General features: G+C 73.3%; 13 protein-coding genes. 3 read left to right on the top strand and 10 right to left on the bottom strand.

The window, feature by feature from the left end:
* Positions 1–64 precede the first annotated feature (64 nt).
* The 9 genes from IH44_RS0118925 to IH44_RS0118885 form a co-directional block, all read right to left on the bottom strand.
* Positions 65–1,021, bottom strand: a complete 957-nt coding sequence (locus IH44_RS0118925; protein WP_030460793.1) for a cytochrome c oxidase assembly protein — start codon at positions 1,019–1,021, stop codon at positions 65–67.
* 185 nt (positions 1,022–1,206) lie between these two features.
* Entirely contained in the window at positions 1,207–1,746 is a 540-nt protein-coding gene (locus IH44_RS0118920; protein WP_030460792.1) for an SUKH-4 family immunity protein, read from the bottom strand.
* A 91-nt stretch (positions 1,747–1,837) separates the two neighbouring features.
* Positions 1,838–2,833, bottom strand: a complete 996-nt coding sequence (locus tag IH44_RS0118915) for a 2-hydroxyacid dehydrogenase (protein WP_030460791.1) — start codon at positions 2,831–2,833, stop codon at positions 1,838–1,840.
* A 70-nt stretch (positions 2,834–2,903) separates the two neighbouring features.
* A complete protein-coding gene (locus IH44_RS0118910; RefSeq protein WP_030460790.1) occupies positions 2,904–3,929 on the bottom strand; it encodes a 6-phosphofructokinase in 1,026 nt (341 codons plus the stop codon).
* 312 nt (positions 3,930–4,241) lie between these two features.
* Positions 4,242–4,967 carry a type 1 glutamine amidotransferase gene (locus IH44_RS0118905; RefSeq protein ID WP_030460789.1) on the bottom strand — a complete coding sequence of 242 codons (726 nt, stop codon included), beginning with the start codon at positions 4,965–4,967 and terminating at the stop codon, positions 4,242–4,244.
* 242 nt (positions 4,968–5,209) lie between these two features.
* A complete protein-coding gene (locus tag IH44_RS0118900; protein ID WP_051817057.1) occupies positions 5,210–6,466 on the bottom strand; it encodes a MurT ligase domain-containing protein in 1,257 nt (418 codons plus the stop codon).
* Between the two features lie 171 nt (positions 6,467–6,637).
* Positions 6,638–8,017, bottom strand: a complete 1,380-nt coding sequence (locus IH44_RS0118895) for a GNAT family N-acetyltransferase (RefSeq protein WP_030460787.1) — start codon at positions 8,015–8,017, stop codon at positions 6,638–6,640.
* A gap of 106 nt (positions 8,018–8,123) precedes the next feature.
* The gene (locus tag IH44_RS0118890; protein ID WP_051817056.1) at positions 8,124–9,572 is read right to left on the bottom strand and encodes a pyridoxal-dependent decarboxylase; all 1,449 of its coding nucleotides are present in this window, start codon (positions 9,570–9,572) and stop codon (positions 8,124–8,126) included.
* A gap of 55 nt (positions 9,573–9,627) precedes the next feature.
* Positions 9,628–10,737 (bottom strand): hypothetical protein, encoded by a 1,110-nt coding sequence (locus IH44_RS0118885; protein WP_030460785.1) that lies wholly within the window; start codon positions 10,735–10,737, stop codon positions 9,628–9,630.
* Between the two features lie 248 nt (positions 10,738–10,985).
* Here IH44_RS0118885 and IH44_RS0118880 point away from each other — a divergent pair, with 248 nt between their 5' ends.
* Both IH44_RS0118880 and glmS read left to right on the top strand, forming a co-directional pair.
* The gene (locus tag IH44_RS0118880; RefSeq protein WP_051817055.1) at positions 10,986–11,291 is read left to right on the top strand and encodes a hypothetical protein; all 306 of its coding nucleotides are present in this window, start codon (positions 10,986–10,988) and stop codon (positions 11,289–11,291) included.
* Between the two features lie 45 nt (positions 11,292–11,336).
* Positions 11,337–13,178 carry a glutamine--fructose-6-phosphate transaminase (isomerizing) gene (glmS, locus tag IH44_RS0118875; protein WP_030460783.1) on the top strand — a complete coding sequence of 614 codons (1,842 nt, stop codon included), beginning with the start codon at positions 11,337–11,339 and terminating at the stop codon, positions 13,176–13,178.
* A 408-nt stretch (positions 13,179–13,586) separates the two neighbouring features.
* Here the strand turns inward: glmS and IH44_RS0118870 are convergent, their stop codons facing one another.
* On the bottom strand, positions 13,587–13,847 hold the full coding sequence (locus tag IH44_RS0118870) for a GlsB/YeaQ/YmgE family stress response membrane protein (RefSeq protein WP_030460782.1): 261 nt from the start codon (positions 13,845–13,847) through the stop codon (positions 13,587–13,589).
* Between the two features lie 202 nt (positions 13,848–14,049).
* Here IH44_RS0118870 and IH44_RS0118865 point away from each other — a divergent pair, with 202 nt between their 5' ends.
* Positions 14,050–14,427 (top strand): PRC-barrel domain-containing protein, encoded by a 378-nt coding sequence (locus IH44_RS0118865; protein WP_030460781.1) that lies wholly within the window; start codon positions 14,050–14,052, stop codon positions 14,425–14,427.
* Positions 14,428–14,865 lie beyond the last annotated feature (438 nt).

Here is a 14,865-nt window from a genome sequence, read left to right as displayed (position 1 = left end):
CGCGAACCGCCCGGAACGGGAAGTCCCGTTCCGGGCGGTGCGGTGCGCTGCCGCCGCGAGGGGCTCAGCCGGCGGCGCGGTTGGCGCCCCGCTCCAGCGAGGCCAGGTACCGGTTGTACGCCTCCAGCTCGGCGTCGCCGTCCCGGTCGGCGGCCCGGTCCCGGCGGCGGGCCTGCCGCTCCTCGGACTTGGCCCACTGCAGGGTCAGCGCGATCAGCACGATCGCGGTCGGGATCTCGCCGAACGCCCAGGTGATGCCGCCCGCCAACTGCTGGTCGTCGTGCAGGTTGGTGCCCAGCGGCGCCATCTCGGAGGTGAAGGTGGACACCAGCTGCCCGGAGGCCATCATCACCGCGACGCCGAAGAACGCGTGGAACGGCATCCCCATGAACAGCTCGATGATCCGCATCACGAAGCCGGGGCGGTGCGGGCCCGGGTCGACGCCCATGATCGGCCAGAAGAACAGCAGGCCGACGGCCAGGAAGTGCAGCATCATCGCCAGGTGCCCGATCCGGTACTGCATCAGGAAGTCGAACAGCGGCGTGAAGTACAGCACGTACAGGCTGGCGATGAACGCCGGGATGGTGAACGCCGGGTGCGAGACGATCCGCACGTAGGTCGAGTGCAGCAGGGCCACCAGCAGCTCGCGCGGCCCCTTGCCGCTGCCCTTGCGGGCCGGGCGCAGGGCGCGCAGCGACAGCGTGATCGGGGCGCCGAGCAGCAGCAGGATCGGCGACAGCATGGACAGCACCATGTGCTGCATCATGTGCGCGCTGAACAGCACCATGCCGTAGTCGTTCAGCCCGGTGTTGGTGACCAGCAGCACCGTGCCGACCCCGGCCGTCCAGGCGACCACCCGGCCGACCGGCCACTTGTCGCCGCGCCGCCACAACCGGACCGCCCCCGCCAGGTACAGGCCGAGGGCCAGCAGGCAGAACACCAGGTAGGGCCAGTCCGGCGACCACTCCAGCGCACGGGAGAAGGAGAAGGGGGGAAGTGGTCCCCCTCCGTGGTGGTGCATCCCCGCCATGCCGTCGCCCATCGGGCGGCCCCGCTTTCGTCCATGCCGCCCGGCCCGCCGCACGCGCGGCAGCCCGACCCGACCCGGTGTGGCCCGGTCCGCTTTGGACCGGTTTCGTTCGGCCCCCAGCCTAAGCGCCGCTTACCGCGCCCCGCCGGGCGCCCCCGGCGGCGGGAGCGTCCCGGTCAGAACTCCTTGCCCAGCAGACGGTCGAAGACCATGCTCCACCAGCAGTCCTCCTCGGCGAACGCCTGCGGGTCGCGGGCTTCGAGGTACGCGCGGAGCTGCTCGGTGTACTCGTCGGCCTGCCGGTCGCCGACCGCGCCGACGTGCCCGAAGCGCAGCCCGAACCGGTACAGGAACTCGACGAAGTCGTCCAGCGTGGTGTTGACGATCTCGGCGCCCGGCTGGTCCCCGAGGGTGAGCAGGATGACGTAGCCGTCCTCGAGGTCGAGGCAGTAGCGCATCTCGCGGTTGCCGGTGGGGCCGCCGAGGCACAGCACCTTGACGACGCTGTCGCCGGTGTCCACCGGCACGAGGGTGAACGCCTCGGGCCCTCCCGGGGCGGCCAGGCTGAAGACGACGCTGAGCTCGGCCGGCAGCCCGACCTCGGCGAGCACCCGGGCGTCCGCCTCGGGCACGCCGTTGGCAGCCGCCTCGGCCCGCGGGACGGTCACGATCCCTTCGGTTCCGAAGAGTTCGGTCAGTTCGGCGTGCGTGGCCACGGTGCTCCTGGGTCCGGCCGGCGTGCGGGTCTCCAGTATGCGGGGCCGTCCGCGCGGGTTCTCCGCCGGCACCGGAAGTCCCGCCGGGGCGTCAGCCCTTCGGCACCAGGGTGTTCTCGTTGGTGCGCCCCGCCGCGTAGTCGTCGATGTTGCGGGCGGTGGTGTCGATGATCTGGCCGACGGCGGTGCGGGTGTAGTAGGCCTGGTGGGAGGTGACCAGGACCTGGGGGAAGGTGACGAGGCGGGCGAGGGTGTCGTCGGTGATGCCCTGGATGGACTGGTCGGTGAAGAAGACGCCGGTCTCCTCCTCGTAGACGTCGAGGCCGACGCCGGAGAGGCGGCCGGCGCGCAGGGTCTCGACGAGGGCGGCGCTGTCGACGAGGCCGCCGCGGCTGGAGTTGACGAGGATCGCGTCGTCCTTCATCCGGGCGAGGGCGGCGGTGTCGATCAGGTGGTGGGTGCTGGGGAGGAGGGGGACGTGGAGGCTGATCAGGTCGGCCTGGGAGAGGAGTTCGGGCAGTTCGGTGTAGGTCATGCCGAGGTCGAGGCAGGCCGGGTTCTCGGCGATGTCCCAGCCGAGCAGGCGGGTGCCGAAGCCGGCGGCGATCCGGGCGAAGCACTCGCCGATCTTGCCGGTGCCGATGACGCCGACGGTCATGCCGTGGATGTCGCGGCCGAGGAGGCCGTCGAGGCGGAAGTCGAACTCGCGGGAGCGGTTGGCGGCGCGGGTGAGCCGGCGGTTGACGGCGAGGGCGAGGGCCCAGGCGTGTTCGGCGACCGCGTAGGGGCTGTAGTGGGAGACCCGGGCGACGGTGAGGCCGAGTTCGGCGGCGGCGTCGAGGTCGATGTTGTTGAAGCCGGTGGAGCGCTGGGCGATCAGCTCCGTGCCGCCGGCGGCGAGGACGGCGAGGGTGCCGGCGTCGAGTTCGGCGTTGACGCTGGTGCTGACGGCGGGGTAGCCGGCGGCGAGGGGTGCGGTGTCGCGGTTGAGGAACACGGCCAGGGTCCGCAGGGCGTGCCGGCCGGCGAAGGCCTTCTCCAGGAGGGGCTGCTCGTCTGCTTGGACGCCGTACGCGAGGATCTCCATGCGCCGAGGCTATCGCCGGGGGCGCGGGCGGGCGGGCCGCGACGCGCCCCCGGGGCGGGGCGAGGGGCCGTCAGACGACGGTCTCGGCCTCCTTGTAGCGCTCGGCCGGGACGGTCTTCAGCTCGGCGACGGCCTCGCCCAGCGGCACCAGCTTGATCTCGGTGCCCTGCAGCGCGGTGATGTGGCCGAAGGCGCCCTTGTGGGCGGCCTCGACGGCGTGCCAGCCGAAGCGGGTGGCCAGGACGCGGTCGTACGCGGTGGGGGTGCCGCCGCGCTGGGTGTGGCCGAGGATGACCGGTCGGGCCTCCTTGCCGAGGCGGTGCTCCAGCTCGCGGGAGAGCTGGGTGGCGATGCCGGTGAACCGCTCGTGGCCGTACATGTCCTTGGTGCCCTCCTCCCACGGCATGGTGCCGGGTTCGGGCTTGGCGCCCTCGGCGCAGACCACGATGGCGAACTTCTTCTGCCGGTCGAAGCGCTCGCGCACGACCTCGGTCAGCTTGTCGATGTGGAACGGGCGCTCCGGCACGATGATGGCGTGCGCACCGGCCGCCATGCCCGCGTTCAGCGCGATCCAGCCGGTGTGCCGGCCCATCACCTCGACGACCATGACGCGCTGGTGCGACTCGGCGGTGGTCTTCAGCCGGTCGAGCGCCTCGGTGGCCACCGAGACGGCGGTGTCGAAGCCGAAGGTGACGTCGGTGCAGGCGATGTCGTTGTCGATGGTCTTCGGCACGCCGACGACCGGCAGGCCCGCGTCGCTCATCAGCTTCGCGGCCTTCAGGGTGCCCTCGCCGCCGATCGGGATGACCGCGTCGATGCCAAGGTCCGCACAGTGCTGCTTGGCGCGCTCCACGCCGTCGCGCAGGTGGCTGGGCTGCACCCGGGAGGAGCCGAGGATCGTGCCGCCCTGGGCGAGGATGCCGCTCACCGAGTCGAGCGTCAGCGGACGGTGCACGCCCTCCAGAAGACCGCGCCAGCCGTCCTCGAAGCCGATGATCTCGTCGCCGTGGTCGACCACCCCCCGGTGGACCACGGAACGGATGACGGCGTTCAGGCCGGGGCAGTCACCGCCGCTGGTCAGGACACCAATACGCATTGCTTTGCCAACTCCCGAGCAGGATCGGACGGCCGGACTGGTGGGTGGGAATCGGACATGTCGCCCGAAACTGACCTGCTGCACAGCATACGGTTCCTGCGTCCGGCCGAGCCGAAACCGACGCGGGGGCGGCTTCCTCGACGCACCACACGTAACTGCGACCCGACCGCCGAGGAGGGTGTTGCGCCCGGGCTCTCCTATTCTCCTATGAAGTTGTCCCGCGACGGGAAGGCTGACCACATGGCGGTCAGCCGTCCACCGTCGTGACCTCGGCTTACGCGTGGATGAACGCGCAGCGGGGCCGCTCCGGCGCTACGCGGGGCGGGCCGCGGCGATCCGCTCCGCGCGCAGCGCGTCGTACCAGGTGGTGTCGGCCGGCGGCAGCGCGTTCACGTCCAGCGCCAGCTTGATCAGCATGTCGGCGACGGCGGGGTTGCGGGCCATCACCGGGCCGTGCAGGTAGGTGCCGAACACGGTGTCGCGCCAGGCGCCCTCGGTGCCGTCGCCGGTGCCGTTGCCCCGGCCGACCTGCACGGTGGCGAACGGGCTGACGCCCTCGCCGAGGTGGGTGACGCCCTGGTGGTTCTCGAAGCCGGTCAGCTGCGGCAGGTTGAGCTGCGGGCTGACGTCCGCCAGCACGTCGCCCACGCAGCGCGCGCCCTCGCCGCGGACCGTCCACACGTCCAGCAGGCCCAGGCCCGCCTCGCGCTCGCCGAGGTCGTTGACGAACTCGTGGCCCAGGATCTGGAAGCCCGCGCAGACCGAGAAGATGATCGCGCCGTTCTCGGCCGCCCGGACCAGCCCGCCGTCGTTGCGCAGCCGCTCCGCGGCCAGGCGCTGCGGACGGTCCTCGCCGCCGCCGATCAGGTAGATGTCGCCGCTGGTCGGCACCGACTGGTCGGAGCGCACGTCGATCCGCTGCACCCCGAGGCCGCGCTGCCGGGCCCGCCGCTCCACCACCAGCGCGTTGCCGCGGTCGCCGTACGTCGACAGCAGGTCCGGGTACACCCAGACCACCCGAAGGCTGCTCTCGCTCATCCTCGAAGACCTCCCGAACTGCTGCTGGGGCGCGGGCTGCTGCGGAGCGTCCCCGCCGTACTGCTGGTGCTGCTGCGGCTCGCCGTACGCCTGCTGCTGCTCGTACTGGCCGTACTGCTGCTGTTGCTGCTGCGGGTCGTACTGCTGCTGCTCGTAGGACGGCTGCCCGCCGTAGGGCTGCTGCTGTCCGTAGCCGCCCTGGTCGCCGAACTGCTGCTGTCCGCCGTAGTACTGATCGCTCATCAGGACACCACGGCCTTGCGCAGCTGCTGGAAGGCGGTGTAGTTGGCGATGGCCTCGATCCGGCCGCCCGGGGCGGCGTCCACCGCCTGGGCGAGCGAGTCGACCACCTCGAACTGCAGGTCGGCGACCTCCAGGCGGACCGCGAGGTCGAGCTTGCGCTGGCCCATCACGTAGATCGGGTGCCCGGCCAGGCGCTCGTAGTCGACGTCCCACAGCCAGGAGGTGTCGGTGCCGTCGGCGTCCATCGCGTTCACCGACAGGACCACCGGCGCGGGCGGGCCGTCGATCAGCGAGAAGGTCTCCAGCCAGCCGGCCGGGTTCTTCGCCAGCAGCAGCCGGATGTCCCGGCCGCGGTACTGCACCACGTCGTAGCGGCCGGCCACCGCGGCCACCGACTGCATCCGCTGCAGCGCGACCTGCGGGGCCACCCCGAAGACCGCCGCGACGGCGGCCGAGCTGGTGGCGTTCGCCAGGTTGGCGCGGCCCGGCAGCTGGAGCTGGATCGGCCAGGCGCCGCGGTGCGGGTCGATCACGTGGGTGCCCTGGAGCGCCCAGTGCGGGTTCGGGCGGCGGAAGCCGCACTCGCCGCAGAACCAGTCGTCGCCCGGGCGCTGCATCACGCCGCCGCAGGACGGGCACGACCAGGCGTCCTCCTTCCACGCCTGCCCGGCGGCCACCCAGACCACCTTCTTGCAGGACGAGGCGGCCCAGGTCACCAGCGGGTCGTCCGCGTTGGCGATGATCACCGCGTCGGTGTCCTTGAGCCCCTCGCGCCACTTCTCGGCCATCATCCGGGTCTCGGCGGCGCGGTCCAGCTGGTCGCGGGAGAGGTTCAGCAGCGCTATGGCCTTCGGCCGGGTGTCCCGGGCGACCATCGGCAGGTACTTCTCGTCCACCTCGATGACGCCGAACCGGGCGCCGGTGCCGCCGGCCAGCGCGCCGGTGATGCCGGCGGGCATGTTCGCGCCCAGCGCGTTGGAGACCACCGGGCCGGCCGCCCGCAGCGCCTCGGCGATCAGCCGGGTGGTGGTGGTCTTGCCGTTGGTGGCGCTGACCAGGACCACCTCCAGGTGCTCGGCGAGGGTCGCCAGCAGGTCCGGGTCGAGCTTGAGCGCGACCTTGCCGCCGATCACCGAGCCACTGCCGCGCCCGGCCTTCTGGGACAGCGCGGCGGCCATCTTGCCGGCCGTCACAGCGATCTTTGCGCGGGCGGGCAGCGAGGCGTCGCGCGCGGCTTCCGAATCGGTGCCTGGCATGCTCAGGGGTTCCTCCTTGCTGCGGCACCGCCCTGGCCGTTCGACGGCCCGCGGGCGGCGGGGACGGGCTCAGCCTACCGACTCCCGCCCGCACACTTGAGCAGGGGCGACAACCTTCGGTGCCCGGCTCAGCCCTTCGGCAGCGCGAGCGGCCCTCCCGGGCGGAGCGGTTCAGCGGGCGGGCCAGGGGGCGGGGAGCTTCTCGGCGGCCTCGGCGAGGTGGGCGGTGATCACCAGGGTGCCGTCCTCGACCTGGTAGTCGAGCGGGGCGCGGAGCCGGCGCATGGTGGAGATCAGGCCGGTGTTGGCCGAGGTGGTGACGGCGTAGACGGTGCGCACGCCCGCCTCCAGGGCGAGCGCGGCCATCCGGCGCACCAGGTCGACGCCCAGGCCGCGGCGCTGCCAGGCGTCCTCGACCAGCAGGGCGATCTCGGCGCCCTCGTCGTCCCACATCAGGTGGGCCAGGGCGACCAGGCGGCCGTGCGCGGTCTCCACGGCCAGGGTCTGGCCGTGCCGGGGGTCGAGCAGGTGGTCGAGGTAGCGGTCGGCGTCCTTGACCGGGCCGTGGTAGCGGCGGCGCAGCGACTCCGCGGAGCAGCGGGCGTGCATGGCCAGCGCGGCGGGCTTGTCCCCGGGGGTGGCCCGGCGGACGGTGAGCTCGTCGTCCTGGTGGCTGATCCGGGCGGCGACGGCCGGGACGCGCGGGCCGAGGACGGTGTCCAGCTCGACCAGGGCGCGGGCCCGGGCGAACTCGGTGGGCGTGAACGGCAGGTGCGGGCGGGAGAGTTCGAGCAGGTCGCCGCCGGGCAGCGGCAGCCGCATCAGGTGCCCGGCCAGGCCGGCCGGGGTGTCGTCGCCGCGGCCGGGGTACTGCCGGATCGTCGCGCGGCCGAACAACTGGCGCAGGGCGACCGGGAGTTCGGCGGCGTCCAGGGCGGTGCGGGTGGCCAGGGCGAGGACCTGGCGGGGGACGTCGACGAGTTCGTGGGCGTCGGCCCGGTCGGTCCAGATGTCCCAGCCGCCGGCGGCGGCGACGGCCGCGGCGAGCTCGGTGCGGGGCAGCGCGGCCGGGGTGCGGAGGATGAACTCGTCGACGGTGCAGTCGGGCAGCGGGTGGGCCTGCATGGAGACGATGTTGACCCGCAGGCCGGCCAGTGCCGTGCACACCCGGGCCAGGCTGCCGGGGGCGTCGGAGACGCTGGTGCGCAGCCGCCACAGGGCGGTCGGCTCCTCCGGTGCGTTCATCGCGCCGCCGCCCGGCGGTGCGTCCGCTCCCGGCGGGGCGGTGGCCCCGGGCGGCCCGGTCGGGTGCCGGTGGGCGAGCCAGCCGCGGAACAGCGCGGTGGCGAGCATGGCCGCTGCGGAGGCGGCCAGCAGCACCGGCCCGTCGTGGCCGTGCACGACGACGTTGGCGACCAGGTCGGCGGCCGCGACGGCGGCGAAGACCGCCGCGAGCTCGACCGTCTCCTTGCGCCAGCGGTGCCCCCGGCTCCGCCGCCGCTGCTGCTTGTCGTCGGTGACTCTGTGCTGGGTGTACGCCATGGTGTCCATGCCTGCATGGTGGCGCTCCGCTGTTTCACGATCACGAATCCCCCGTGACCTGACGGTAAATGTCTCCGCGGGCCCCCGTCGGATCGGCGCTGATCCGCGCCCGCGATCAGTTGGACGTACGGCACCGGTCCAGGAGTTCCGCTCCGGCGGACTTCACCTCGTCCAGCAGCAGCCGCAGGTCCGCCTCGGTGGTGGCGGCGTTCAGCAGGCAGGCCCGGAGCACCTCCCGGCCGCGGTACACCGCGCCGGTGACGAAGACCTCCCCGCGCTGCTGGACGGCCACCGGGAGCAGCGAGTTGAGCTTCTGCAGGCCCGCCTCGTCGAGCCCGGCCGGGCGGTGGCGGAAGGCGACGATGGAGGTCTCGACGGGTGCGACGAGCTCCAACTCCGGGTCCTGCTCGATCCATTGGCCCAGCTGCCGGGCCTGCGCGGTGCAGTGCGCGACGTCCCGGGCGACGCCGGCGCGGCCGCGGTGGGCGATGGACGCCCAGACCTTCAGCGAGCGGAACGGGCGGGTCTGCTCGGTGCCGTACTCGGAGAACCAGCCGAGGTCGCCGGCCGCGTCGTCGCGCAGGTAGGAGGGGACGAGGCTGAAGGTGCCGCGCAGCTCCTCGGCGTCGCGCACCAGCGCGCAGCCGCAGTCGACCGGCACGCCCAGCCACTTGTGCGGGTCCAGGGCCAGCGAGTCGGCCCGGTCCATGCCCGCGTAGCGGTGCGCGATCGCCGGGTCCAGGACGCCGAACGCGCCGTAGGCGCCGTCGACGTGGAACCACAGGCCCTCGCGCTCGGCCAGGTCCGCGATCGGTTCGAACGGGTCGACGGCGCCGGTGCCGACGGTGCCCGCGGAGGCGACCACCAGGAACGGCAGCCGCCCGGCCGCCCGGTCCTCGGCGATCGCGGCCGCCAGCGCGTCCAGCACGAGGTGGCCGTCGGCGTCGGAGGCGACGGTGCGCAGGTGCCTGGAGCCCAGGCCGAGCAGTTCGGCGGCCTTGCGCACGCAGCTGTGCGCCTCGCCGGTGACGTAGCCGACCAGCGGCGGCATCCCGGCCAGGCCGTCCTCGCGGACGTCCCAGCCGGCCTTGCGGGCGGCCCGGCCGCGGGCCGCGGCCAGGCAGACGATGGTGGCCATCGAGGTGCCGGAGGTGAGGATGCCGCCGCCGGGCGGGTGCGGGAAGCCGACCAGTTCGGCGATCCAGCGCACCACGGCGCGCTCCAGGTGCACGTCGGCGTGGTCGCCGCCGGCCGAGCTGGGGTTCATCGCGCTCGCGGCCAGGGTGGCGAGCACCCCGGCGGGCTGCGGGGCGGAGTTCACCCAGCCGAAGAAGCGCGGGCTCCCGTTGCCCATCGGGTGCGGCATGATCCGCTGCTCGACGGCCTCCAGCAGCCCGGCCAGGTCGGTGCCGTGCTCGGGCAGCGGGAGGTCGAGCAGCGCGGCCCGCTCCGCCGGGTCCATCGGCTGCCACACCGGGCGGTCGGGCACCGCGTCGAGGTAGTCGGCCACCAGGTCTGCGGCCGCCCGTGCGGCCCCGCGGAAGTCGTCGTTCACACCGGGCATCGTATGCGCAGGTGGGCGGGGTCGGACCGCCGCCCGCCCGCGGGAGGGCCGGGGGTCAGTCCAGGGTGCTGGACAGGCCGCCGGCCGAGCGGCAGTAGCCCTGGATCTCCTTGTTGCTGATCTGGGCGCACAGGCGGCCGGCGGCGCCCGCGGTGGTGTCGTTGACGGTGTAGTAGCTGACCAGGCCCTGGGTGCAGGCCTTGCGCTGCCAGCCGTCCTTGGGGGTGGCGCACTGCTGGGCGGCCCAGTCGGGGCGGTCCAGGTTGTACTTCATGGTGCGCGAGCCGGCGCCCCGCGAGCAGTCCTCGGCGCCTCCACTGGCCTGCCCGTTCAGGCACCACTGGAGGGCCTGGGCGAACGCCTCGGGGTGGTTGGCGTAGTCGTGCGAGGAGAGGAAGAAGGTCGGCGCGTAGAAGAAGCAGGCCGACTGGTAGAGGGCGGGCTGCTCCGGGCACGGGTAGAGCGGTTCGGCGGCGAGCTTGTCGGCGGGGAGGTTGGCCTTGGCCTTCTCGTCCTCCTCGTCGGGTGCGAACAGCTGCATGAAGACGCCCTCGGAGCAGGTGATCCGGCGGCTCTGGCTGGGGAACTTGTCGCACAGCGCGCGGGCGGCCGGGATGTCCTGCTTGGTGACGAACATGATGCCGTGGCCGACGCCGTGGATGCACGGGCCGGTGTTGGCCGGGGCGCACAGGGTGAGGATGTCGCTCTGCGGGTCCTTGGAGTTGGCGAGCATCTCCTCGACCGCGCCGTGCAGGTAGCCCGCCGCGCAGGTCTCGTGCGGGAAGGAGATCACCTTCTGGAAGTCCTGGTGGTAGCGCTCCACGGCGGCGTGCCCGAGCTCGTGCGCGATCGGGTGGCAGAACCGCACCGTGTACGGCTTGTCCTTGGAGATCTTGTCCAGGTCGGCGAGCGCCACCCCCGGGTCGGTGGCGGCCATCTCGGTCATCAGCTTGTTGCGCAGGGTGGAGCGGGTCCACACCGCCGGGTCGCCGGTGGGGGAGGGGGACGCGGCGGCGTCCGGCGCGGCGCCGGGGCGCGGGCCGCCGGGGTCGGCCGCGGCGGCCGCGGTGGCGGACTTCGGCGTCCAGTCGGTCACCATGACCGACCCGAGGCCGAGGACGGCCAGCAGGACGGCGGTGACGACGGCGAACACGCGCGGTTGCATGACGGACGTTCCCCCTGTGATCGACACGGACAGTACACGGCCCATCCTGCGGGGTGACCGCCGGAAACCCGGGCAGGGACACCGCCGACGGGATCGGAAGGCCCCCACGATCACCCGAACACCGTCCGCGTGCCGTCCGCGCACCGTCCTTCAACGAACGGCCCACATCATAGGGGCGCCCCCGCGCGCGGCCCCGACCGCCGTCATGGCTGGTGATCCTGCCCGAATTCGGGCAGGATCTTTGGCAAATGGACACTTCACGCCTAGGCTCCCGATCCGTGCCTGCCTCACCGCACCCTCATGAGGACCTGCTGGCCCACCTCGCCAGGACCACTGCGCTGGCCCCGGGGGAGGCCGCGCGGGTCGTCGCGGAGGTGCTGGCGTACTTCGCGGAGACCACCGAGGAGTACGTCCGCCGCCGCCACGGTGAGCTCCAGGCCCGGGGGCTGACCAACGACCGGATCTTCGCCCGCCTCGGCGGGGAGCTGGCCGCCCGCCGGGTGGCCGCCCCGCAGTTGACGGTGCGCCAGCTGCGGCGGATGGTCTACGGCTGACGGACCGGCCCCACCGCCTTCTCACGACTGACAGGAGCCCACGTCATGTGCGGAATCGTGGCCTACATCGGCCCCAAGGACGCGTCCCCCATCCTGCTGGAGGGGCTCCAGCGGCTGGAGTACCGGGGCTACGACTCGGCGGGCGTCGCGGTGGTCGCCCCCGCGACCAAGTCCGCCCCGGCCAGGCTGCGGGTCTGCAAGACCAAGGGCCGGGTCGCCGACCTGGCCGCCGCGCTGCCCGCCCGCTTCAAGGGCTCCGTCGGCATCGGCCACACCCGCTGGGCCACCCACGGCGTCCCCTCCGACGCCAACGCCCACCCGCACACCGACAACGAGGGCCGGATCGCCGTCGTCCACAACGGCATCATCGAGAACGCCGACGAGCTGCGCGCCAAGCTCGCCGCCGACGGCGCGCTCTTCCGCTCCGAGACCGACACCGAGGTCCTCGCCCACCTGGTCGCCGCCCACCGCGCCGAGGGCGGCGAACTGGAGGACGCGGTGCGCGCCGCCCTCAAGCTGGTCGTCGGCACCTACGGCATCGCGGTGCTGGACGCCGAGCAGCCCGACCGGATCGTGGTGGCCCGCAACGGCAGCCCGATCGTGCTCGGCATCGGCGAGAAGGAGATGTTCGCCGCCTCCGACGTCTCCGCCCTGGTCCGCTACACCCGGCAGGTCGTCCACCTGGAGGACGGCGAGCTCGCCACCGTCCGCGCCGACGGCTTCCGCACCTTCACCGAGGACGCCCGCACCGTCACCCGGCAGCCCTCCACCGTGGACTGGGAGGTCGGCTCCTACGACACCGGCGGCTACGCGCACTACCTGCTCAAGGAGATCCACGAGCAGCCCGGCGCCGTCGAGCGCACCCTCTCCGGCCGGCTCGACGAGCGCTTCGCCACCGCGCACCTCGGCGGCCTCAACCTGGACGCCCGGGAGCTGCGCGAGATCCGCCGGGTGAAGATCCTCGGCTGCGGATCCGCCTACTACGCGGGCGAGATGGGCGCCCAGCTGATCGAGGAGCTGGCCCGGATCCCCGCCCACTCCGAGCCCGCCTCCGAGTTCCGCTACCGCAACCCCGTCATCGAGGCCGACACCCTGTACGTCGCGGTCAGCCAGTCCGGCGAGACCTACGACACGCTGGCCGCCGTCCAGGAGGTCAAGCGCAAGGGCGGCCGGGTCCTCGGCGTGGTCAACACCGTCGGCTCGGCGATCGCCCGCGAGTGCGACGGCGGCATCTACCTGCACGCCGGCCCGGAGATCTCGGTCGCCTCCACCAAGGCGTTCACCTCCACCGTGGTCGCCTTCGCGCTGCTCGCCCTGCACTTCGGCCGCATCCACGACCTCTCGCCCGCCGACGGGCGCCGGATCGTCGCCGGGCTCAAGGCGCTGCCCGACCAGATCCGCGAGGTGCTCGGGCAGCAGGCCGAGATCGAGAAGCTGGCCGCCGCGTACGCCGACAGCCAGGGCATGATGTTCATCGGCCGGGTCCGCGGCTACCCCGTGGCCCGGGAGGGCGCGCAGAAGCTCAAGGAGATCTCCTACGTCCACGCCGAGGCGTACCCGGCCAGCGAGCTCAAGCACGGCCCGCTCGCGCTGATCTCCCCCGAGCTGCCGACCGTCGCCCTCGTCCCCGACGACGAACTGCTCGACAAGAACCTCACCGCGCTCGGCGAGATCAAGGCCCGCGAGGGCCGGGTGCTGGCCGTCGCCCACCGCCAGGTCGAGGCCAAGCTCGCCGACCACTGCCTGGTCGTCCCCAAGAGCGAGCCCGAACTCGACCCGCTGCTGCTCAACATCCCGCTCCAACTCCTCGCCTACCACGCCGCGGTGGCCCTCGGCCGGGACGTCGACAAGCCGCGCAACCTGGCCAAGAGCGTCACCGTGGAGTAGCCCCCGGCCCCCGGCGGAGAAGAGGCCCGGCGGCAGGCGGGTGACCGGCTCCGCCGGGAAGTCGTCCGGGAACCACTCCTCCTGGTCGTGGACGCGGCCGTACAGCCGCCCCTCCTCGCCCCCGTGGCGCAGCCGGGCCCGGCCCTGGTGGCCCAGCCTGGTGGTGGGGCTCGCCGGGGGCGCCGAACCCCTCGACCGCGTCCTCCTCCGGCACCAGCGGGTCCGCCGGCAGCCCGGCCGTCCCGCGCAGCGCCCCCGAGAGCGTCCCGGGCACCGCGCACAGCACCGGGACGGCCGCCCGGGTCGGACCCGACGGGGTGGTCGGTGCCGCCACCCCTGGTCCGTCGGCGGGCGGGCCGTCCCGGTGCTCCCCGAACGCGGGGGCGGGCGGCGTCCGGTGCCGCGGCGTCACACGCGCCGGCGCGACCAGAACGGGGTCACCAGCATGATCAGCACGGCGGCCGCGCCGATCTGGAAGAAGTGCCGGATCCAGTCGACGCCGTCGGTGTCCGCGACGCCGAACGCGCTTGCCAGGAAGTTGCCGATGATCCCGCCGACGATGCCCAGCAGGACGGTGAGCCACAGCGGAATCGGCTGCCGGCCGGGGATGACCAGCTTCGCCAGCAGACCGATGACCAGACCGGCGATGATCGCCCAAAGGATCGACATGGTTCCTCCTCGTCTCGGGGATGCGCGGCCCGACGTCGCCGCGCCACCCGCTTGCCCCGCCGCCCGCCACTGATGCCTGCCGCGGCCCACCGGATTCCCGCCCGTCGGCCACCAGCATGGACCGGCCGCCACCGGGCAACCGCCCCGAGCGGCCGGGGTGGAACGCCCGCCCCGCCGGGGCCGCCCGAACGGAGGGACGAGCATGAGCGAGCAGCGCCACGACGTCGACCTGTGGACCTACCGGGACGCGTCCGGGCACCGGGTGGGGACCGACCTGGTCGGGTTCCACGTGGAGGCCGAGGACGGGCCGATCGGCAAGGTGGACCGGATGGCCGAGGACTTCGGGCCGCAGTACCTGGTGGTCGACACCGCCCCGTGGATCTTCCACCACCGGGTCCTGCTGCCCGCCGTGACGGTCCGTGAGGTCGACCTGGAACGGCGCACCGTCCGGGTCGACCGCACCAAGGAGGAGATCGGCGCCGCCCCGCCGCTGGTGCGGGCCGAACAGCACACCGACCTCGACCTGCGGGCCGAACTCGCCCTCTACTACGGCCCGTTCTACGGCGGCCGACTGCCCTGAGCGGCCCGCTCCACCACGGCTGGACCTCCTGCGGGCCGGGGGCCACGGCGGCTGCGCGGCTGGCTCCCGGGCTGTCCGAGCCGACCTACCTCGGCCAGCTACGGGCACGCTCCTCGCGTTCGAGGGCCGGCCGCTGTGGCACACGGCCCTCGACGACTTCGCCGATCGGTCATCGTGGTTGCGTCCGATGGCCGGGTTCCCTCCGGCCCGCAGGGCTCGACTCCCAGGGCCGTGAGGTGTCCGGAGGGGAGGGGAGCGCGCTGTTTCGAGTCGGCAGGCTGGCGGTGGGGTCGTCGGGCCGGGGCTGGACGGCGCGGCGGAGGGGTTCCATGCGGCGGGGGAGGGGGTGCCAGCCGGGTTGGCCGGCCATGTCGGTGTTGAGGTCGTGGACGGCGCGGGCGTAGGCGCGGGCGAGGCCGCGGAAGTGGAGGGGGAGGC

The sequence above is a fragment of the Kitasatospora sp. NRRL B-11411 genome (assembly GCF_000721345.1).
In the GTDB taxonomy this organism is placed as follows: domain Bacteria; phylum Actinomycetota; class Actinomycetes; order Streptomycetales; family Streptomycetaceae; genus Kitasatospora; species Kitasatospora cineracea.
The sequence above is the reverse complement of the archived record's forward strand: the minus strand, read 5'-3'. Positions and strand labels throughout refer to the sequence as shown.

Coding starts and splice junctions, on each gene's coding strand:
- IH44_RS0118925 (WP_030460793.1), bottom strand. CDS start 1,021: ATGCACCACCACGGAGGGGGACCACTTCCCCCCTTCTCCTTCTCCCGT.
- IH44_RS0118915 (WP_030460791.1), bottom strand. CDS start 2,833: ATGGAGATCCTCGCGTACGGCGTCCAAGCAGACGAGCAGCCCCTCCTG.
- IH44_RS0118910 (WP_030460790.1), bottom strand. CDS start 3,929: ATGCGTATTGGTGTCCTGACCAGCGGCGGTGACTGCCCCGGCCTGAAC.
- IH44_RS0118905 (WP_030460789.1), bottom strand. CDS start 4,967: ATGAGCGAGAGCAGCCTTCGGGTGGTCTGGGTGTACCCGGACCTGCTG.
- IH44_RS0118900 (WP_051817057.1), bottom strand. CDS start 6,466: ATGCCAGGCACCGATTCGGAAGCCGCGCGCGACGCCTCGCTGCCCGCC.
- IH44_RS0118895 (WP_030460787.1), bottom strand. CDS start 8,017: ATGGACACCATGGCGTACACCCAGCACAGAGTCACCGACGACAAGCAG.
- IH44_RS0118890 (WP_051817056.1), bottom strand. CDS start 9,572: ATGCCCGGTGTGAACGACGACTTCCGCGGGGCCGCACGGGCGGCCGCA.
- IH44_RS0118885 (WP_030460785.1), bottom strand. CDS start 10,737: ATGCAACCGCGCGTGTTCGCCGTCGTCACCGCCGTCCTGCTGGCCGTC.
- IH44_RS0118880 (WP_051817055.1), top strand. CDS start 10,986: ATGGACACTTCACGCCTAGGCTCCCGATCCGTGCCTGCCTCACCGCAC.
- glmS (WP_030460783.1), top strand. CDS start 11,337: ATGTGCGGAATCGTGGCCTACATCGGCCCCAAGGACGCGTCCCCCATC.
- IH44_RS0118870 (WP_030460782.1), bottom strand. CDS start 13,847: ATGTCGATCCTTTGGGCGATCATCGCCGGTCTGGTCATCGGTCTGCTG.
- IH44_RS0118865 (WP_030460781.1), top strand. CDS start 14,050: ATGAGCGAGCAGCGCCACGACGTCGACCTGTGGACCTACCGGGACGCG.